General features: G+C 38.3%; 20 protein-coding genes and 1 pseudogene. 20 read left to right on the plus strand and 1 reads right to left on the minus strand.

Features of this window, described 5'->3' with window-relative positions:
• The first annotated feature begins 77 nt into the window (after positions 1-77).
• From rpiA to HMPREF2963_RS08225, 4 genes are all read left to right on the plus strand, one after another.
• A complete protein-coding gene (gene rpiA / locus HMPREF2963_RS08210; protein ID WP_003068551.1) occupies positions 78-761 on the plus strand; it encodes a ribose-5-phosphate isomerase RpiA in 684 nt (227 codons plus the stop codon).
• 222 nt (positions 762-983) lie between these two features.
• Positions 984-1,793: a purine-nucleoside phosphorylase gene (locus tag HMPREF2963_RS08215; RefSeq protein ID WP_048800604.1), complete on the plus strand. Its 810-nt coding sequence runs from the start codon at positions 984-986 to the stop codon at positions 1,791-1,793.
• Between the two features lie 181 nt (positions 1,794-1,974).
• The gene (deoD, locus tag HMPREF2963_RS08220; RefSeq protein ID WP_070669437.1) at positions 1,975-2,685 is read left to right on the plus strand and encodes a purine-nucleoside phosphorylase; all 711 of its coding nucleotides are present in this window, start codon (positions 1,975-1,977) and stop codon (positions 2,683-2,685) included.
• A complete protein-coding gene (locus tag HMPREF2963_RS08225; protein WP_037596626.1) occupies positions 2,685-3,440 on the plus strand; it encodes a hypothetical protein in 756 nt (251 codons plus the stop codon). Before deoD ends, HMPREF2963_RS08225 begins: the two co-directional genes overlap by 1 nt.
• A 61-nt stretch (positions 3,441-3,501) precedes the next feature.
• Here the strand turns inward: HMPREF2963_RS08225 and HMPREF2963_RS08230 are convergent, their stop codons facing one another.
• Complete coding sequence (locus HMPREF2963_RS08230) at positions 3,502-5,673, minus strand: LTA synthase family protein (protein WP_020997944.1); 2,172 nt, start codon at positions 5,671-5,673, stop codon at positions 3,502-3,504.
• A 245-nt stretch (positions 5,674-5,918) separates the two neighbouring features.
• Here HMPREF2963_RS08230 and HMPREF2963_RS08235 point away from each other — a divergent pair, with 245 nt between their 5' ends.
• The 16 genes and pseudogenes from HMPREF2963_RS08235 to HMPREF2963_RS09750 all read left to right on the plus strand — a co-directional run bounded on the left by HMPREF2963_RS08235 (position 5,919) and on the right by HMPREF2963_RS09750 (position 19,837).
• Positions 5,919-7,082 carry a class I SAM-dependent rRNA methyltransferase gene (locus HMPREF2963_RS08235; RefSeq protein WP_070669369.1) on the plus strand — a complete coding sequence of 388 codons (1,164 nt, stop codon included), beginning with the start codon at positions 5,919-5,921 and terminating at the stop codon, positions 7,080-7,082.
• Entirely contained in the window at positions 7,079-7,756 is a 678-nt protein-coding gene (gene aroD / locus HMPREF2963_RS08240; RefSeq protein ID WP_006268264.1) for a type I 3-dehydroquinate dehydratase, read from the plus strand. Before HMPREF2963_RS08235 ends, aroD begins: the two co-directional genes overlap by 4 nt.
• Positions 7,746-8,600, plus strand: coding sequence for a shikimate dehydrogenase (locus tag HMPREF2963_RS08245; RefSeq protein WP_070669370.1), 855 nt, complete (start codon positions 7,746-7,748; stop codon positions 8,598-8,600). The genes aroD and HMPREF2963_RS08245 overlap by 11 nt, the downstream gene beginning before the upstream one ends.
• Before the next feature lie 10 nt (positions 8,601-8,610).
• Complete coding sequence (gene aroB, locus HMPREF2963_RS08250; RefSeq protein WP_070669371.1) at positions 8,611-9,678, plus strand: 3-dehydroquinate synthase; 1,068 nt, start codon at positions 8,611-8,613, stop codon at positions 9,676-9,678.
• Between the two features lie 33 nt (positions 9,679-9,711).
• Positions 9,712-10,878: a chorismate synthase gene (aroC, locus tag HMPREF2963_RS08255; RefSeq protein ID WP_070669372.1), complete on the plus strand. Its 1,167-nt coding sequence runs from the start codon at positions 9,712-9,714 to the stop codon at positions 10,876-10,878.
• Entirely contained in the window at positions 10,878-11,714 is an 837-nt protein-coding gene (locus HMPREF2963_RS08260; RefSeq protein ID WP_070669373.1) for a sulfite exporter TauE/SafE family protein, read from the plus strand. The genes aroC and HMPREF2963_RS08260 overlap by 1 nt, the downstream gene beginning before the upstream one ends.
• Positions 11,711-12,091, plus strand: a complete 381-nt coding sequence (locus HMPREF2963_RS08265; protein ID WP_070669374.1) for a DUF1634 domain-containing protein — start codon at positions 11,711-11,713, stop codon at positions 12,089-12,091. Before HMPREF2963_RS08260 ends, HMPREF2963_RS08265 begins: the two co-directional genes overlap by 4 nt.
• A 10-nt stretch (positions 12,092-12,101) precedes the next feature.
• The gene (locus tag HMPREF2963_RS08270) at positions 12,102-13,208 is read left to right on the plus strand and encodes a prephenate dehydrogenase (protein WP_070669375.1); all 1,107 of its coding nucleotides are present in this window, start codon (positions 12,102-12,104) and stop codon (positions 13,206-13,208) included.
• An 11-nt stretch (positions 13,209-13,219) separates the two neighbouring features.
• Positions 13,220-13,558: a YlbF/YmcA family competence regulator gene (locus HMPREF2963_RS08275; RefSeq protein ID WP_070669376.1), complete on the plus strand. Its 339-nt coding sequence runs from the start codon at positions 13,220-13,222 to the stop codon at positions 13,556-13,558.
• Positions 13,559-13,729: 171 nt separating this feature from the next.
• A pseudogene (locus tag HMPREF2963_RS09625) lies at positions 13,730-13,831 on the plus strand (L-lactate dehydrogenase); the annotation flags it as partial.
• A 171-nt stretch (positions 13,832-14,002) separates the two neighbouring features.
• Positions 14,003-15,286, plus strand: a complete 1,284-nt coding sequence (aroA, locus tag HMPREF2963_RS08280) for a 3-phosphoshikimate 1-carboxyvinyltransferase (RefSeq protein WP_070669377.1) — start codon at positions 14,003-14,005, stop codon at positions 15,284-15,286.
• Positions 15,279-15,755 carry a shikimate kinase gene (locus HMPREF2963_RS08285; protein WP_070669378.1) on the plus strand — a complete coding sequence of 159 codons (477 nt, stop codon included), beginning with the start codon at positions 15,279-15,281 and terminating at the stop codon, positions 15,753-15,755. The genes aroA and HMPREF2963_RS08285 overlap by 8 nt, the downstream gene beginning before the upstream one ends.
• On the plus strand, positions 15,752-16,585 hold the full coding sequence (pheA, locus tag HMPREF2963_RS08290) for a prephenate dehydratase (RefSeq protein ID WP_003068585.1): 834 nt from the start codon (positions 15,752-15,754) through the stop codon (positions 16,583-16,585). The genes HMPREF2963_RS08285 and pheA overlap by 4 nt, the downstream gene beginning before the upstream one ends.
• Positions 16,586-16,597: 12 nt before the next feature.
• Positions 16,598-17,932, plus strand: coding sequence for an LCP family protein (locus tag HMPREF2963_RS08295; protein ID WP_003068586.1), 1,335 nt, complete (start codon positions 16,598-16,600; stop codon positions 17,930-17,932).
• Positions 17,933-18,005: 73 nt separating this feature from the next.
• Positions 18,006-19,361: a 23S rRNA (uracil(1939)-C(5))-methyltransferase RlmD gene (gene rlmD, locus HMPREF2963_RS08300; RefSeq protein ID WP_003068589.1), complete on the plus strand. Its 1,356-nt coding sequence runs from the start codon at positions 18,006-18,008 to the stop codon at positions 19,359-19,361.
• A gap of 260 nt (positions 19,362-19,621) precedes the next feature.
• Positions 19,622-19,837, plus strand: coding sequence for an N-6 DNA methylase (locus HMPREF2963_RS09750; protein ID WP_410002516.1), 216 nt, complete (start codon positions 19,622-19,624; stop codon positions 19,835-19,837).
• Positions 19,838-19,841 lie beyond the last annotated feature (4 nt).

Here is a 19,841-nt window from a genome sequence, read left to right on the forward strand (position 1 = left end):
AGAAAGTGGTTTCATTTTTTTGTGCTAAAGTTGCTAAATCATGGTATACTAGAAGCAGATTGATTAAAGGAGTAAAAATGGAAAACCTCAAAAAAATGGCAGGAATCAAAGCTGCAGAATATGTGAAAGATGGAATGGTAGTTGGTTTAGGCACTGGTTCGACTGCCTATTATTTTGTAGAAGAAATTGGCCGCCGTATCAAGGAAGAACAGTTAAATATTACTGCTGTCACTACTTCAAGTGAGACAAGTGAACAAGCTCGAAATTTGGGAATTCCATTGAAAGCGATTGATGAAGTAGCAGAAGTGGACGTGACAGTTGACGGAGCTGATGAAGTGGACGTTGACTTTAATGGTATCAAAGGTGGCGGTGGCGCCCTGCTTATGGAAAAGGTTGTTGCAACTCCAACAAAGACATACATTTGGGTAGTGGATGAAAGTAAAATGGTTCATGAATTAGGTGCGTTCAAATTACCGGTAGAAGTGGTGCAATATGGTGCAGAACAGCTTTTTCGTCGCTTTGAACATGCAGGCTACAAACCATCATTTCGTGAAAAAGATGGCAAGCGCTATGTCACTGATATGCAGAATTTTATCATCGATCTTGACTTAGGTGTGATTGAAAATCCAGTTGAATTTGGGCGAGAATTAGATCATGTAGTCGGTGTTGTGGAACATGGACTCTTTAATCAAATGGTGGATATGGTCATTGTTGCTGGAAAAAATGGCGTGCAAATTTTAAAATCAACTAAAGCAAAATAAAAAGGAGAGTAAAATTTTATGTCACATGGAATTATCTTCATGTTGTTGTCATGGATTCAGACTGAATTGGTACTACATTAAATGCTGATTTTTATGAAAGTAAAAATGTTAGAGTATATAAATAAGTTGTTCTAACAAATGTCACAAATAGCTTAATATTTCACTACCCTTACAGACAAAATGCTAAAAGGGAAATAAATGATAAGAGTGAGGAGAAATGATATGAATTTAATGGATAAAATTAACGAAACAGCACAGTTTTTAAAAGACAAAGGAATTACTGTACCAGCATTTGGCTTGATTCTCGGATCTGGTTTGGGAGAATTAGCTGGTGAGATTGAAAATGCTGTCAGTATTGACTATGCGGATATTCCCAATTGGGGTCGCTCAACAGTGGTGGGGCATGCCGGTAAATTGGTCTATGGTGATTTAGCAGGTCGGAAAGTATTAGCTTTGCAAGGACGATTCCATTTTTATGAAGGAAATCCGATGGAAGTGGTGACATTCCCTGTTCGTGTGATGAGAGCACTAGGCTGTGAAGGTGTCATTGTCACAAATGCTGCCGGAGGGGTTGAATATGGTCCTGGCACTTTAATGGCTATTTCAGATCATATCAATTTAACTGGACAAAATCCTTTAATTGGAGCGAATTTGGATGAATTTGGACCACGCTTCCCAGATATGTCTGATGCTTATACAAAAGTTTATCGTGAAAAAGCGCATGCTGTAGCCGAAAAATTAGGTGTTGACTTGAAAGAAGGAGTTTATCTGGGTGTTACCGGTCCAACCTATGAAACGCCAGCTGAAATCCGCGCTTTCCAAACCTTAGGAGCTAGCGCTGTCGGTATGTCAACTGTTCCAGAAGTAATTGTGGCAGCCCACTCAGGCTTGAAAGTATTGGGAATTTCTGCTATCACCAATTTTGCAGCTGGTTTCCAAAGCGAGCTAAACCATGAAGAAGTGGTGGAAGTGACTGAACGAATCAAAGAAGACTTCAAAGGACTTGTAAAAGCAATCCTTGCAGAATTGTAAAAATAACTAAAATTTAGAAGAAAAGGAGAGTGGAGCTTGCTTTATTTTCGCTTTTCTATAATCAATTAAAACGAAAGGAATAAAACCTGTACAAAATCCATTCTGAAAAGAAAAAGTTTTTAAGAAATTGATAACTTTGATTGTTTTTGATTCAGATTTTTACGGGTTTGGTATCTTAATTATGTCAATCCATATTGCAGCAAAACCAGGCGAAATCGCTGATAAAATTTTACTACCTGGAGATCCACTTCGTGCTAAATTTATTGCCGAAAATTTCTTAGAAGATGCTGTGTGTTTCAATGAAGTTCGCAGCATGTTTGGTTATACAGGGACTTATAAAGGTCATCGTGTTAGTGTGATGGGAACTGGAATGGGAATTCCGTCCATTTCTATCTATGCGCATGAATTGATTGTGAACTATGGTGTGAAACGTTTAATTCGTGTAGGAACTGCTGGTTCGTTGAATAAAGATGTTCATGTACGTGAATTGGTGTTGGCGCAAGCAGCAGCGACAAATTCAAATATCATTCGTAATGATTGGCCTCAATATGATTTTCCGCAAATTGCAAGTTTTCATCTGTTGGATAAGGCTTATCATATTGCTAAGGGATTTGGTATGACAACGCATGTTGGAAATGTCCTATCGTCAGATGTTTTCTATTCAAACTATGGTGAAAAAAATATCGAACTTGGTAAAATGGGGGTTCTGGCTGTGGAAATGGAAGCGGCAGCTCTTTATTATTTAGCTGCTCAATATAATGTTGAAGCACTCGGTATTATGACTATTTCAGATAGCTTGGTGAATCCAGATGAAGATACAACAGCAGAAGAACGACAAACGACTTTCACAGATATGATGAAAGTCGGCTTAGAAACGATTATTTCAGAGTGATGCTTGGAAATTTAGATCTAAAAGAAGAGATAGTGTATGCTATTTCTCGCTATGATTATGCTCATGCCTATAAATTAGCTCAAAGATTGAACGATGCAGGATCAAAGCTAATTGAACTTTTGTATATTATGGCAGAACGGAGAGAGTTAAATATCCGCCCTGCTATGGAATGTCAGTTGGAAATTAGAAATGATTTTCAACTTTTTTGTCATGAGTCTGAGGAAGATGAGCAATTAGCAAATTATCTCTATGATTTAGAAGCGAAGCTTAAAAATGAACAAGTGATTGATTTTATTCGTGCCGTTAGTCCAGCTATTTATCGGATTTTTATGCGTTTGATCAAGATGGAAATTCCTGATATTGAATCTTATATTCATAATTCTCGAGAAGCAAGTTACGATCGTTGGAATTTTGAAAAGATGAAAAATACAGGGCACCCCATTTTGAGCACTTTTCATGCCGAAAGCACGGTTCATTCTTCCAGTCTAGCCAGTTTGATTTTGCTACTGGATTTGTCAGAGCAAGTCAAGATAATGGTCAAAGAGTTGCGAAAGTTGGAGAAATCTGTTCGAAATCCTTTGGCACATTTGATTAAGCATTTTGATGAAGAAGAATTGTACTCCACTACCGGGTTTTCTTCTCAATTTTTTATGGAAATATTGATTTTGCTAGCACAAGCAACCGGTATCACTTATGATAAAGAGCAGTTTTATTTTGATCGTGTTAATCAAGTCATCAAAACGTTTCTTGATTAAATGTTTCATTCCATTATAAAATCCCATACAAGCCATTAAATTTCTTGTATGGGATTTTTAATTATTTAGATGAAGAGCTTGATTCTTCTGTCGATGAGGAAGAACTGTTACTACTGGTTGATTCAAATTGTTCCGGATGAAGAGCTCGATAACTTGGTGAATTGAACAAATCAACAGTTGAATTTCCACCGCGTTTGCTATAAAGACTTGTAGATTCGGTGTCTTTTTTCTTCTCAATGGACAATAATGATTTAAGTGAATTAGTGTAAGAATAGTCTTTAGGATTCACTTTTCCTAAATTATTTCCTTTGTAGAAGCGAAGCAAGTCTCCTGTTTGAATCAAGTCACTCATCTTCAACTGTTCATTAGTTGTGTTGCGAATTTTTTCAAGTTCTGCTTTGGTTGTTTCATCAGGATTGGTAATTTCTTGCCCTGTTTCAGTATAGTAAGTACGTCCACTGTAGCTTGTATACTTAGGAGTCACGAAATAATTTGATGAACGAAAGGCAACAGTTTGTTGATGTTTGGGTGACAATAAGTCTTGTCCAACTTGTAAGTATTGTTTGGAGTCAATACCGAGCAAATGTTCCAAAGTAGGTAAGAGGTCAATCTGTCCTCCGTAAGTATTGACAATTTTTCCTTTTGTCATTCCAGGAATCACTACCATGTAAGGAACTCTTTGAAGCATCGCATTGTCATAGCTAGACCAAGTTTCAGAATTTTTGCCAAGTAGTGGTGCAAGTGATGGATTGCGAGAATTTGAAATACCGTAGTGATCTCCGTACAGTACGATGATGGAATTTTCATAAAGTCCAGACGCTTTCAAATAATCAAAGAATGATTTAACCGCAGAATCCAGATAATTTGCTGTTGCAAAATAGCCGTTAATGGTTTCATCTTTTGTTGTCGCAAGCGGGAAGCCAGTCTCATCACCAATCAAACTAGTAGTGTAAGGATAGTGATTAGAAACGGTGATATATTTTGCATAGAAAGGTTGTTGCAAATGTTCAAGATATTTAATGGAATCTTTGAACATAATCTTATCATTCAGACCATATTGGAAAGAGTTGGTCTTATTTTGTTTGGAGAAATAAGCTGCATCAAAGAAATAATTATATCCCCATTGTTTGTAGGTGGTATTTCGATTCCAGAAGCTACCAGCATTTCCATGGAAAACAGCACTAGAATTATAACCGTTTTTTGAAAGGATGTATGGAGCAGCTTGCTGCGTGTTTGTTCCACCATAGTTTACCATGTAAGAACCTTGATTGAGTCCAAATAATCCAGTTTCTAACATGGTTTCGGCATCAGAAGTCTTCCCAGCTTTGACTTGATTAAAGATGTTGGAGAAGGATAAAGTTGAATTTGAATGGTAAAGTGAGTTAAGGAAAGGTGTTACTTCATATTCTTTACCCTCAGATTTCAATTTATAATCAATCAGGAATTGTTGGAAACTTTCTAAGTGAAGGTAGATGACATTTCTTCCTTTAGCAATACCATAATATTCTTTATTTGGCTCCGCATAGTGTGACTTGACATATTCTTCAACAGGCTTCAAATCATTTGCACTTGCTTTGGAGCGTTCTTTATTGGCACTATATGTTTGATTGGCGCTATACCCAAGAAAAGCAGGTAGGCCCAATGCACGGACAACATAATAATTTGAAAAACCGCGCGTTAACAATTCAGGTCGGTCAATTTCTGCCAAAAAGAGGTTGGCAGAAAAGAGCATACTAGATAGTGCGGTAATGGCAAAGCTAGCTCGCTTATTAAAAGAACGGTCATCCAATCGAATCCATTTTTTATAAAAAAGAAAACCTAAAATTGGAAAATCAATGATGTAAATCAAATCACTCACTCTAAATAATTCAAGCGCAGCTTCTCCTAGACCAGCAGAAACACTGCTTGAAGCCAGCATAGTATTGACAGTGACAAAATCACTAAACTCTCGATAATAGATGGAGTTTGAAATGAGCCAGACAAACAATAAAGTGTAAAGAGAAAAGGCTAGAATATAAAAAATCTTGGTTTTCTTAATGTAAAGCGCTAGCCCAATTAATAACAACCCTAATGGGATAGGATTGATCATAGCGAGAAAGACTTGATATGCACCTTGAATATCAAGATTAAAATCAACAGAATAGGCCCACATGGTTTTAAGCCAATAAAGAGTCAGTAAGGTCAAGACAAAACCTAGTCTTGTACTCATGAAGTTGAGTATCTTCCTAGTCATATTTTTCACAAATTGTACTTCCTTGTCTTATTTCCTAAAATTTTCACTATTAAGTATAACATATTTTCGTTTTAAGTAGGTAATTTAAAATGTCGCATTTGCTTTTATCAGATAAAAAACAGAGTAGAACTTTTATAGACTGAAAATAAATAGAAGTTTTACAAATCACCATTTTCTTGCAATCATTTTGTAATAAGCAGTACATTTTTTTGAGAAAATTCATAACATTTGATATAATAGAGTTTATGAAACAGCTTACGATTCCTTCTTACACCGAAAAAAAGATAAAAAAAGGACAATTTGTTTTAGAAAAACAAGATTTCCCTTCTCTTCCTTTTCATGATCAAGCCGTAGAATTGGCAAATACAAAAGGACAATTTATAGGCATCGGATACTTATCGGAGCAAAACAAAGGGATTGGGTGGTTTATTTCACATAAGAAAGTAACTTTAGATGTCTCGTTTTTCTGTCAGCTATTCCAATGTGCTAAAGAAAAACGACAAGTTTATCAACAATCTGAAGAGACGACAGCTTACCGTCTTTTTAACCAAGAAGGAGATGGATTTGGCGGTTTTACAATAGATTTGTATCAAGACTATGCTGTCTTTTCTTGGTATAATCTCTTTGTTTACGAAATGAAAGAGACCGTTGTTCAAGCGTTTCAACACGTTTTCCCAGAAGTTGCAGGAGCGTATGAGAAAATTCGATTTAAGGGATTAGATGTTGAGTCTGCTCATTTGTATGGGCAGGAGGCTTCGGCTTTTTTCACTATTTTAGAAAATGGTGTTCGGTATCAAGTCTTTCTAAACGATGGCTTGATGACAGGAATTTTCCTTGACCAGCATGAGGTTCGTGGTAGCCTGGCAGATGGTCTAGCAACTGGCAAGTCTCTATTAAATATGTTTTCTTACACGGCAGCTTTTTCGGTTGCGGCAGCCATAGGAAGAGCAAGTCAGACGACCTCTGTCGATTTAGCAAAACGGAGTCGTGAGCTATCTGAAGCGCATTTTAAAGAGAATGGTTTGGATCTGAGTCATCATACATTTTTTGTGATGGATGCGTTTGACTACTTTAAATATGCAAAGCGACATGGTCTGACCTATGATGTGATTGTTTTAGACCCGCCGAGTTTTGCAAGAAATAAAAAACAAACTTTTTCAGTGGCTAAGGACTATCATAAGTTGATTGCTCAGTCTTTAGAAATTTTAAATCCTCACGGAATGATTATTGCTAGTACGAATGCCGCAAATATTTCACGTAGTAAGTTTAAAAAAGAAATTGAAAAAGGTTTTGCAGGAAGCAAGCACCGTTATCTGAAAGAATACGGTTTGCCAGCAGATTTTACTTATAATAAGAAAGATGAAAGAAGTAATTACCTCAAGGTATTTACCATTAAGGTGGACAAATGAAATTAGTCGTATCAGTGATGCCTAAAAATTTAGAAGAAGCGCAAAATATTGATAGTTTGCGCTATAATGACGCGGATATTATTGAATGGCGCGCTGATTTTTTAGCAAAAGATGATATTCTGACTGTTGCGCCTGCTATTTTTGAAAAATTTGCTGGTCGTGAATTGATTTTCACTCTGAGAACAATTGGGGAGGGTGGAAAGATTGAATTGACGGATGATGAATATATTTCTATCATTAAGGAAGTTTCAACAATATATCAACCCGATTATATTGATTTTGAATATTTTTCTCATAAAGATAGATTTGAGGAAATGTTGGATTTTCCAAATCTTGTTTTGAGTTATCACAATTTTGAAGAAACGCCTGAAAATATGATGGAAATTTTATCCGAATTGACCAGTTTGACTCCAAAAGTAGTAAAAGTTTCTGTTATGGCGCATAGTGAGCAAGATGTATTGGATTTGATGAATTATACGCGTGGCTTTAAAACATTGAATCCAGATCAGGATTTTGTGACGATTTCTATGGGACAAATTGGAAAAATTTCACGAATAACAGCGGATTTGACAGGCTCAAGCTGGTCTTTTGCTAGTTTAGATGAGTCTAGTGCTCTAGGGCAAATTTCTCTTGCTAATATGAAACAAATTCAGGAGATTTTGAATGAAAATTGACGGCTATACTCGTTTAGCGGCAGTTGTTGCCAATCCAATCAAACATAGTATTTCTCCTTTTATTCATAATGCAGCATTTGAGCAAGCGGGCGTTAATGGAGTTTATGTAGCTTGGGAAATTTCAGAAGATGACTTGAAAACGACTGTTGAAAATATTCGCCGCTATAATATGTTTGGAATCAATTTGTCTATGCCTTATAAACAGGCTGTGATTCCTTTTTTAGATGAGCTCACACCGGCTGCACAGATGATAGGGGCAGTGAATACTGTCGTAAATCAAAACGGGAAATTAATTGGTTATAATACAGATGGTAAGGGATTTTTTATGAGCTTGCCATCTTTTGTCATCAAAGGCAAAAAAATGCTTATACTTGGGTCTGGTGGAGCTGCAACAGCCATTATTGTACAAGCTGTTTTAGAAGGTGCTGATGAGATTTTTGTGTTTACGAGGAAAACTTCTTTTGAGCGTGTTTTACAGCAAATGAAACAAATTCAGCAGGCAGCTAGCACGAAAATTTCAGTGTTACCATTAGAACAAAGAGAATTATTGCAAGAAAAGCTTAATGCTTCCGCTTTGTTGGTCAATGGGACCAGTCTAGGGATGGACGAAAAGACATCACCGGTCCCCGACACTATTCGTTTATCAAAATCACTCCTTGTGGCGGATGTGATTTATCAGCCATTTGAAACACCATTTTTAAAATGGGCAAAAAAACAAAATGTGCAAGTCGTTAATGGTTTAGGTATGCTACTGTATCAAGCTGCAGAAGCATTTAAATTGTGGACAGGAAAAGATATGCCAACTAAGGAAATTTGGCAGGCATTGGAACAGAAGTACAATTAAGGAGTTGCCTATGAAATTAAATGTGAACCTCCCCAATCATCCTTACGATATTATCATTGAAAAGGGGATTTTAGCAAAGGCTGGAGAATGGCTGGCAAGTTTGTGGTCAGCTCAAAAGCTTGTTGTTATCACTGATAATCATGTGGCAAGTCTATATGCCGAAACAGTCAAACGTAGTTTAGAGCTTGCAGGTTTTGAAGTATTTGTGTTTAATTTTCTGGAAGGTGAAGCCAGTAAAAATTTAACAACAGTTACTAACGTTTATGAATTTTTAGCAAAAGTTGGATTGACCCGTAGCGATGGTATTGTAGCCTTAGGAGGTGGCGTGGTTGGTGATTTAGCTGGTTTTGCAGCTTCAACTTATATGCGGGGTGTTCATTTTGTACAGATACCGACTAGTTTGACTGCTCAAGTAGATTCTTCAATCGGTGGGAAAACGGGTGTCAATACACCGTGGGCAAAGAACATGGTGGGAACTTTTACTCAGCCAGATGGAGTTCTGATTGATCCAGATGTTTTAAAAACTTTGGGACAACGGGAGCTGATTGAAGGTATGGGAGAAGTTATCAAGTATGGTTTGATTGAAGATGTAGAGTTGTGGAAGGAACTGGCTGATATGGACGGTAGTCCAGAGTCTATTTTAGAGCACGCAGAAAGTATCATCTATCATTCTTGCAATGTCAAACGAAAATTAGTAGTAGAAGATGAACTTGATAATGGAGTGCGTCTTTATCTAAATTTTGGGCATACTATTGGTCATGCAGTAGAAGCGACTGCAGGTTATGGAAAAGTCATGCATGGAGAAGCTGTTTCTATTGGAATGGTCCAGGTTGCGCGCGTGGCAGAAAAAGAAAAACTAATGCCTAAGGGAATAACCACAGAGATTGAGAAGATGTGTTGTAAGTTTGGTCTCCCGACTGATTACCAACCTTGGCGTCAGGAAGAACTCTATCAAGCTTTACTTCATGATAAGAAAGCTAGAGGAAAGATAATTAAATTGGTTCTTGTTCCAGAATTAGGCAGGGCAGCCATTCATCAGATTCCTTTAGAAGAAATGAAAGATTATTTAGAAAAGTAAGTGCTAAATAGCAACAACAGATGAGGTAACGGAATGAGATATTTAACTGCTGGGGAGTCACATGGACCGCGTTTAACAGCTATCATTGAGGGGATACCAGCTGGGCTTCCTTTGACAGCTGACTATATCAATGCAGAATTGAAACGCCGTCAGGGCGGATACGGTCGTGGAGCTCGTATGAAAATAGAGAGTGACAAAGTGGAAATTACTTCTGGTGTTCGGCATGGGCGAACCATGGGCGGTCCGATTACGCTCAATGTGATAAATCTGGATCATCAAAAATGGTTGGACATTATGAATGTGGCAGATGTGGATGACCAAAAAAAAGAACTGCGTAAGATAACCAGGCCTCGCCCGGGTCATGCAGATTTGGTCGGCGGTATGAAATATCGTTTTGACGACTTGCGCAATTCATTGGAGCGCTCTTCTGCGCGTGAAACGACTATGCGGGTTGCGGTGGGAGCAATTGCTAAGCGTCTTTTAGAAGAAATCGGAGTTGAGGTAGCTAGTCATATCGTGACTTTCGGTGGTATTAACATTGAGGTTTCGGAAAATCTGACCGTTTCTGAAATTAAGAAACGCGCTCGTCGGTCAGAAGTTTCGATTGTCAATTCAGAGCAAGAAGAAGAAATCAAAGCCTATATTGATCAGATAAAGAAAGATGGCGACACGATTGGTGGAATTGTTGAAACCATTGTCGGTGGTGTGCCAGTTGGGCTTGGTTCCTATGTTCAATGGGATAGAAAGCTAGATGCTAAAATTGCTCAAGGAGTGGTTTCTATCAATGCATTTAAAGGTGTGGAATTTGGAGTTGGTTTTGAAGCAGGGCGGCTTAAGGGCAGTCAGGTGATGGATGAAATAATCTGGTCTAAAGAGGACGGCTTTACTCGTCGTACTAACAATCTAGGTGGTTTCGAGGGCGGTATGACCAACGGAGAACCTATCGTAGTGCGCGGAGTGATGAAGCCAATACCAACTCTCTACAAGCCACTTATGAGCGTTGATATTGAGACACATGAGCCTTATAAGGCAACGGTGGAGCGAAGCGATCCGACAGCTCTTCCAGCTGCTGGTGTTGTTATGGAAGCTGTTGTTGCAACAGTGCTTGCAACTGAGGTCTTGGAGAAATTCTCTTCGGATAATCTGGAAGAATTAAAAGAAGCTGTTCAACAATACCGCAATTATGTGAAAGGATTTTAATGCTCATCTATATTTTTACGATGACTTTGGTTGGAATTTTTGCAGGAATTTTGGGGGCTTTATTAGGACTTGGAGGCGGAATTGTTATCACGCCTGTACTCACTCTCTTATTTGGAGTAGACATTAAGTATGCGGTAGGAGCCTCTATTATTGCAGTTTTAGCAACTAGTTCAGGTTCTGCGATTGCCTATCTCAAAGATGATATGCTCAATCTGCGAATTGCCATGTTTTTGGAAATTTTTACGACTTTAGGAGCTTTTGTAGGCGCTATGTTATCAGTGATAACAGATTCACAAGTCCTTTTCTTACTTTATGGCGCTCTCATGCTCTTTCAAGCATTTAATATGTACCAGAAGATTCATGATAAAAAGGACAATCAGAATGTGAGTCACAATGATGCTATCGCAGAGAAATTAAATCTTGATGGTGAATATTTTGACAAAGGTCTCAATCAAACAATCAAGTATCAAGTGACCAATGTCCCTGGTGGCTCTGTTGTCATGTTCTTTGCAGGTGTTATGTCGGCGCTTTTAGGAATTGGTGCGGGTGCTTTCAAAGTATTGGCCATGGATACTGTTATGAAAATGCCTTTAAAAGCTAGTTCAGCAACTTCTAACTTTATGATGGGAGTGACAGGAACGGCTTCAGCTATCTTTTACCTTTTTATAGGACAAATCAACCCGGTATTGGTTACACCAATCGCCTTGGGTGTTTTAGCAGGTTCTTTCATTGGAAGCCGCATCATGCCTTATGTACCTGTAAAAGTATTGCGCTGGATTTTTCTAGTCGCTTTATTAGCTCTGGGTGTGCAGATGTTTATACGAGGTATGCAATGACAGATAAAATGCAAAAAGAAAAAGAAGAGTTGGATTTGGTCATGGGGAAGATTCTCCGAGCGGGAATTTTTCTCTCCATTCTTTTTATGTTTATTGGCTTGATTCTTTACCTTTTTAGTGGTCAGCAGGTCATTTCTTTAAAAAATTTGGAACAGTTTAATCCAGTTGCCTATGTAAAGAGTCATTCCATTTTTGATGCAGTGACGTTTATGTTGCTGGGGGCTTTTATGCTTATTTTGACACCGATTTTTCGAGTGATTTCAACATTTATCATTTTTGTCAAAACAAAAGATAAAATGTATACGATTTTCACAGCAGTTGTTATGGTTATTATTTTGGTGTCGATTATTCTAGGATTTATCATTGAGCCAAAGTAAAGGAGTGAGCATGGAAAAGAAAGTTATTTACATTGCAGGTCTTGGTTTGATTGGATCATCAATCGCACTTGGAATTCGACGTGATCATCCAAACTATATCATATTAGGCTATAATCGTGGAGAAGAGTCAAGAAAGATCGCCCTTGAAAAAGGCTTAGTGGATAAAGTGACCAACCAGTTTGCTGAATTTGCTTCTCTGGCAGATGTGATTATTCTTGCTATCCCTATCAAGCAAACCATTGAGTTTATCCGGCAATTGGCAATACTAGATTTAAAAAAAGCTGTTATTATCTCAGATGTAGGCTCTACCAAAGCTGAAATTGTGGCTGCTGCTGAAGAAGCTCTAAGGGAGAAAGATATTCGATTTGTAGGTGCGCATCCTATGGCAGGTAGTCATAAAACGGGTGCTCGTGCAGCAGATGTGAATCTGTTTGAAAATGCCTATTATATTTTTACTCCGTCTCATTTGACGAAAGATGGTACGATAGAGGAAATGAAAGATCTCTTATCGGGTTTGCATGCTCGGTTTATCGAGATTGATGCCAAAGAGCATGATGATGTAACTAGCCAAATTAGTCATTTTCCGCATATTCTAGCTTCGAGTCTTATGGATCAAGCAGCTGCATATACTCAACAGCACGAAATGACACAACATTTCGCTGCTGGAGGCTTTCGTGATATGACACGGATTGCAGAGAGTGAGCCAAGCATGTGGACTTCGATTTTGTTGACCAATCCAGATGCTATTTTAGAGAGAATAGAGGATTTTAAGAAGCGATTAGATATCATTTCAAGTGCTATTCAGAATAAAAATGAAGATCTAATTTGGAAATTTTTTCAACATGGGCGGCAGGTCCGAAAAGCTATGGAAATTCATAAACGAGCTGGTGTGGATAGCTTTTATGACATTTTTATCAATGTTCCTGATGAAGAAGACGCTATTTTAGGTATCCTAGAACTTCTAAGAGGAACGTCCATTGTTAACATTCACATCAACGAAGAAAATCGTGAAGACATTAACGGAATTCTCCAAATCACCTTTAAAAATCGTGAAGATTTGGAAAAATCTGCTAAAATAATAAGAGAAAAGACACATTATCCAGTCTTTTTAGATTAAGGAGGAAGACTATGTCAAATATTTATGATTTAGCAAATGAACTTAGCCGTACTCTGCGTGACCTTCCTGAGTACAAAGCTGTTGTCGAAAGTAAAAAAGCAGTAGATGCTGATAGTGAAGCGAAAGCTCTTTTAAAGGATTATCTAGCTTTTCAACAAGAATTGCAAGCGATGGCACAATCAGGTCAAATGCTCACGCAAGAAGTACAAGATAAGATGAAATCCTTTGGGGAAAAAATTCAAGTAAATCCTGCTCTGACTGAATTTTTCAACAAACAACAGCAATTATCTATTTACTTGGCGGACATTGAACGTATCATTTTTGATCCAGTTCAAGAATTGCTAAAATAAAAAATATACACAGGTTGGCTGATTCAAATTTTGAATCAGCTTTTTTGGATAAGAAGAAACTTTGTAAAACAAGTGTCTTCCAGAAATATGTGAATTTTCTGCATGTTTTTGGGAAATGCTTGTTTTTTAATGATTTCTGAGTATAATGAATTATATCTACTGGACAAATTTTCAGTATATTATCAACTATTAGACACCTATTTGAGATATCCAGCCATTGTAGGACGTGAGGGAATTCTGGAACAAGTTCAACTTAACAGAAGAAGAAAATGAAAATTAGCTCGTTCTGCACAATTCATCAAGCAAAAATTTTTAGAAAGTTTATCGTCTTAAGAGGTTGAGGAAAAGTGGAATCTGAAGAAATGAAGTCATCTCCCACTCACTTTTGTTTCCCTCCTTTTTTTATGGTACAATATGTAAAAAGGATCAGGTATGAGGTTTTCTATGCAATTACGAACAAAGGCAAACGGGTTAGCAGGGTGCATTCATGTGCCAGGGGATAAGTCTATTAGTCATCGCTCAATTATATTTGGTAGTTTAGCTAAAGGAGTCACAACGATTCATGATATTTTGCGAGGGGAAGATGTTCTATCCACCATGCAAGTCTTTCGCGATTTAGGTGTTCAGATTGACAATGATGGCAATGTAGTAACGATTCACGGGGTGGGTTTTGCTGGTCTTAAAGCTCCGACAAACACACTGAACATGGGAAATTCTGGTACCTCCATGCGCTTGATTTCAGGCGTACTAGCTGGACAGGATTTTGCAGCAACAATGGTTGGCGATGATAGCTTATCGAAACGTCCTATGGATCGTGTAACAATTCCTCTCCGTCAAATGGGAGTCCAAATCGCCGGGCAAACCAATCGTGATCTGCCGCCGCTTACGATTCATGGAAATAAGACCTTACAACCAATTCATTATACATTACCTGTGGCTTCTGCTCAGGTTAAGTCTGCTTTGATATTTGCTGCTTTGCAAGCTCGAGGTGAGTCTGTCATTCTTGAAAAAGAGATGACCCGCAACCATACAGAAGATATGATTGAGCAGTTCGGTGGTCAGATTTTTATCAATGATAAGGAAATTCGTATTCAGGGTGGACAAGAGTTTATAGGACAGAATGTTGTAATACCAGGAGATATTTCTAGTGCAGCGTTCTGGTTGGTGGCAGGACTTATTGTTCCAAATTCTAAGATTATTTTGAAAAATGTTGGAATCAATGAAACGCGGACTGGCATTTTGGATGTCATTCAAGCAATGGGTGGGAAGTTAAGTGTGGCGGATGTAGACAATATTGCTAAGTCTGCAACTATGACGGTGGAAACATCTGAATTAGTTGGCACAGAAATTAGTGGAGAAATTATCCCACGCTTGATTGATGAATTGCCCATTATTGCACTTTTAGCTACTCAAGCTAAGGGGCAAACGGTGATTCGCGATGCAGAGGAACTAAAAGTAAAAGAAACAGACCGTATTCAAGTTGTGGCAGATACACTAAATAGCATGGGAGCCGATATTACTCCGACAGAGGATGGCATGATCATCAAAGGGGAAAGCCCTCTTCATGGTGCTAAAGTGAATACATTTGGCGATCATCGAATTGGTATGATGGCAGCTATTGCAGCTCTTTTGGTAAACGATGATCAAGTAGAACTGGAACGAGCCGAAGCTATCAATACGAGTTATCCGAATTTCTTTCATGATTTGGAGGATTTACTTCATGCCTAAAATTTTGATTGGTTTCATGGGGGCTGGGAAAACAACGGTTGCTAGCTTGCTAGATGAAAATTTTATCGATATGGATGAGTCTTTGTCAGAAAAACTAGAGATGCCGATTAAAGAATATTTTGAGCGGTATGGTGAAGGAGCTTTTCGACAAAGAGAAAGTGAATTATTAAAAGAATTGCTGCAGTCAGAACAAGTCATCTCAACCGGTGGCGGAATCGTAAGCAGTATTCAAAATCGCAAATTATTAAAACAAAATCCTGAAAACATTTATTTGAAAACGGATTTTGAGACACTTTACCAGCGCCTTGAAGAAGATCAGAAACACCAGCGCCCGCTTTATTTGAACAATAGCAAAGCTGATTTAAAAAGTCTTTTTAATCAACGTCAGGCTTGGTATGAAGAAGTAGCTACAAAAGTTATTGATGTGACTACTTTGACACCGAAACAAATTGTGGAGGTGTTGCAATGAAAATTGGATTTTTAGGTCCGAAAGGGTCTTTTTCTCATCATGTGGCACAAGAAGCCTTTCCAGCAGATACTTTAGTTGCTTTTGAAAATATCACAGAAGTTGTAAAGGCTTATGAGACAGGTGAAGTAGATTATTCTGTGGTGCCGGTTGAAAATTCAATTGAAGGCAGTGTCCATGAAACATTGGATTATCTTTTTCATCAGGCTGCCATTTATGCTGTGGCGGAAGTTGTGCAACCGATACAACAACAGCTATTGGTCACAGCAACTGATAAGCCAGTAGAAAAAATCTTTTCTCATCCGCAGGCAATTGCGCAAGGCAAAAAATATATCCGTCAGCATTATCCACAAGCTAAAATCGAAATAACAGCTAGCACAGCTTATGCAGCCCGTTTTGTGGCTCAACATCCTGAAGAAAATTATGCAGCCATTGCTCCTAAAACTGCAGCCAGTGAATATGATTTGCAGATTATTGCAGAGGATATTCAAGAAATGGATGAGAATTTCACTCGTTTTTGGTTGCTTGGACAGTCAATCTCGGATTTGCCATTGTATCCGAAGGAAAAGAAAATGACGCTCGCTTTAACTTTGCCAGATAATCTACCTGGTGCTTTATACAAAGCCCTTGCAACTTTTGCATGGCGGGGAATTGATTTGACAAAGATTGAAAGCCGTCCATTGAAGACAGCCTTGGGAGAATATTTTTTCATTGTGGATATCAATAATGAAAAAGCGAATTTGGTATCATTTGCGATAAAAGAGTTAGAAACAATTGGTATTACTTATAAAATTTTAGGAAATTATACTGTTTATACCATTTCAGAAAAGTAGATTGGAGAAATCATGGGTAAAAAATCTGATAATCTCAGCCACCATGAGCAGTTGAGACTGGACTATCTTTACAAAAATATCCATTATTTAAATGAACGCGAGAAAAAAGAGTATCAATATCTTCTTAGCAAGCAAGAAGGAAACCAAACAATAGAGCCAGCTCGAGCAGTGAGAAGTAACTTTTCTGACCAACAGGTTCCTGAGAATTTTGGCTATACTGAACAAGGATTACCTCAATATCCAGAAAGAAGTCGCCGTAGTAAACGATCTAAAATTGAGCGCATACCAAACTATACAACCGAAAATGTAGAAAATCTGCCCAAGCCTAAAAAGGAAAAACGACATAGAAAATTACGTGTGAAGCGGATTCTAGGTTGGTTAGCACTTTTTGTGGTGTTGATTATTGGAGGGATGCTTTTTATGTTTATAAAAGGCTTGAACACCTCTAAAAGCAATCCAAATGCAAAAGCTGCTCAAACAGAGATTTTTCATGGGAAAGATACAAAAGACGGCGTGAATATACTTATTTTGGGTACAGATGGACGAATTGGGCAATCTTCTTCTGAAACGCGGACAGATTCGATCATGGTCTTAAATGTCGGTGGAAAAAATAAAAAAATGAAACTCGTCAGTTTCATGAGGGACACGCTCGTTCACATTGATGAAGTCAGCCAAGGATCGGGTTATGATCAAAAGTTAAATGTAGCGTATGCCATTGGAGAGCAAAATAAGAATCAAGGCGCTGAATTAGTACGCCAAGTGTTAAAAGATAACTTTGATATTGACATTAAATATTATGCCTTGGTTGATTTTTCGACCTTTGCAACAGCGATTGATACACTTTTTCCAAATGGTGTTGAAATGAATGCGAACTTTTCAACTATCAATGGCGAAAAAGTGAGTGAAGTTCAGGTGCCGGATGATCTTAATATGAAAGACGGCGTGGTTCCAGAGCAGACGATTAAGGTTGGCAAACAACGAATGGACGGTCGTACGCTTTTGAATTATGCGCGTTTCCGTAAAGATGATGAGGGAGATTTTGGACGTACACGTCGCCAGCAAGAGGTGATGAGTGCGATTATTCAGCAAATAAAAGACCCAACGAAACTGTTTACAGGATCTGAAGCACTTGGAAAAGTCTTTGCGTTAACTTCGACAAATATTCCCTATAGCTTTTTACTAACACATGGCTTATCTTCTCTTACCAATGCTCGTAATGGTGTTGAAAAGATGACTATTCCTAAAAATGGTGATTGGATAGATGCTTATGATATGTATGGTGGTCAAGGATTGCTTGTTGATTTTGAAGCTTATAAGACTAAATTAGCAAAACTTGGACTCAGATAATGATATAATAGAAAGTGATAATTTTGTCGCTTTCTTTTTTTGGGAAATGGCAGAGCAGATAGAAAGAGAAAATATGTTAAAAAAGAATGATGTGATAGAAGTTGAAATTGTAGATTTGAGTCATGATGGTGCAGGAATAGCTAAGGCAGAAGGGTTGGTTTTCTTTGTAGAAAATGCCTTACCAAGTGAAAAAATCCTTATGCGGGTTCTCAAGGTCAATAAAAAAATCGGCTTTGGTAAAGTAGAGGAGTTTCTTCGCACTTCAGACCAGCGTAATGAGAATCTTGATATGGCTTATCTGCGTACGGGAATTGCGGACTTGGGACATCTGAGCTATCCATCCCAGCTGGCCTTCAAACGCAAGCAAGTCAAAGACAGTCTCTATAAGATTGCTGGTTTGTCCAATGTTGAAGTGTCGCCGACACTTGGTATGGAGCAGCCGCTGGGCTACCGCAATAAGGCTCAAGTGCCTGTCCGCCGTGTCAATGGCCAGCTGGAAACAGGATTTTTCCGCAAAAATTCCCATGACCTCCTGCCGATTGAAGATTTCTATATTCAGGATCCAGTCATTGACCAAGTTATCCTCTTTACACGTGACTTGCTCCGTCGCTTTGACCTTAAACCTTACGATGAGCAGGAAAAGACTGGTCTCATTCGCAATCTAGTTGTTCGCCGTGGCCATTATTCTGGTGAAATCATGGTGATTTTGGTGACAACCAGGTCCAAGATTTTCCGAGTGGAGCAGCTGATTGAGCGTTTGGTAGAGGCCTTTCCAGCTATCGAGTCCATCATGCAGAATATCAATGATCAGAATACCAATACTATTTTTGGAAAAGACTGGCAAACGCTTCACGGTCGAGACTATATCACAGACCGCATGCTGAATAATGACTTCCAGATTGCTGCGCCAGCCTTTTACCAAGTTAATACTGAGATGGCAGAAAAACTTTATCAGACAGCTATTGACTTTTCCGAGCTGGCAGCAGATGATGTGGTGCTTGACGCTTACTCAGGCATCGGGACTATCGGTCTGTCAGTCGCTAAGCAGGTCAAGCAGGTCTATGGTGTAGAAGTGATTCCAGAAGCTGTCGAAAATAGCCAAAAGAATGCAGAAATCAACGGCATTACTAATACCCATTATGTTTGTGATTCAGCAGAAAATGCTATGGCTAACTGGAGTAAGCAAGACATCAAGCCAGACGTTATTCTGGTTGACCCACCACGAAAAGGCTTGACAGAAAGCTTCATCGAATCCAGTGTTAGTATGGAACCAAAGAAAATTATCTACATATCCTGCAACCCAGCAACCATGGCGCGTGACATCAAGCTCTACCAAGAACTGGGTTATAAACTGAAGAAAGTCCAGCCGGTTGACTTATTTCCTCAAACGCATCATGTGGAGTGCGTAGCTTTGCTCGCGAAAGCCTAGAAACCTTTGAACTAAAGCCATTTTGAAAAGCCTTGATTCCAAGGCTTTTTGTCGTATAGGGGGAGTATCAGAGTAAGAAAAAATAAATATAAGAATATAGACCTGATAGATGGAAGCGGTTAAGATTTGTTTCCATAAACTCATGGTGGGTAATCCTATGATAGAGACACAGTCATCTGTTAATAGTATATCATATGGAAGAAAGTATTGAACTTTTATTTTAGATAAACAATAATGTAAATAATAATAATTTTGATTTTATAAAACAAATTTATGAATCTGTTGTTCCTAAAAGTTTTAGACATTCTTTAGGGGAGTACTATACACCAGATTGGTTGGCTGAGAGAACTTTATTGAACTCAGTTAAAGAAATTGATACTAACATTCAAGATGTTTCAATAGTCGATCCAACTTGTGGCTCTGGAACTTTTATATTTAAATCTATTGAGCTAAAACGTAATGCTGGTAAGACCTAGGACA

It is taken from the genome of Streptococcus sp. HMSC067A03 (genome assembly GCF_001814295.1).
GTDB classification, from domain to species: Bacteria; Bacillota; Bacilli; order Lactobacillales; family Streptococcaceae; genus Streptococcus; species Streptococcus constellatus.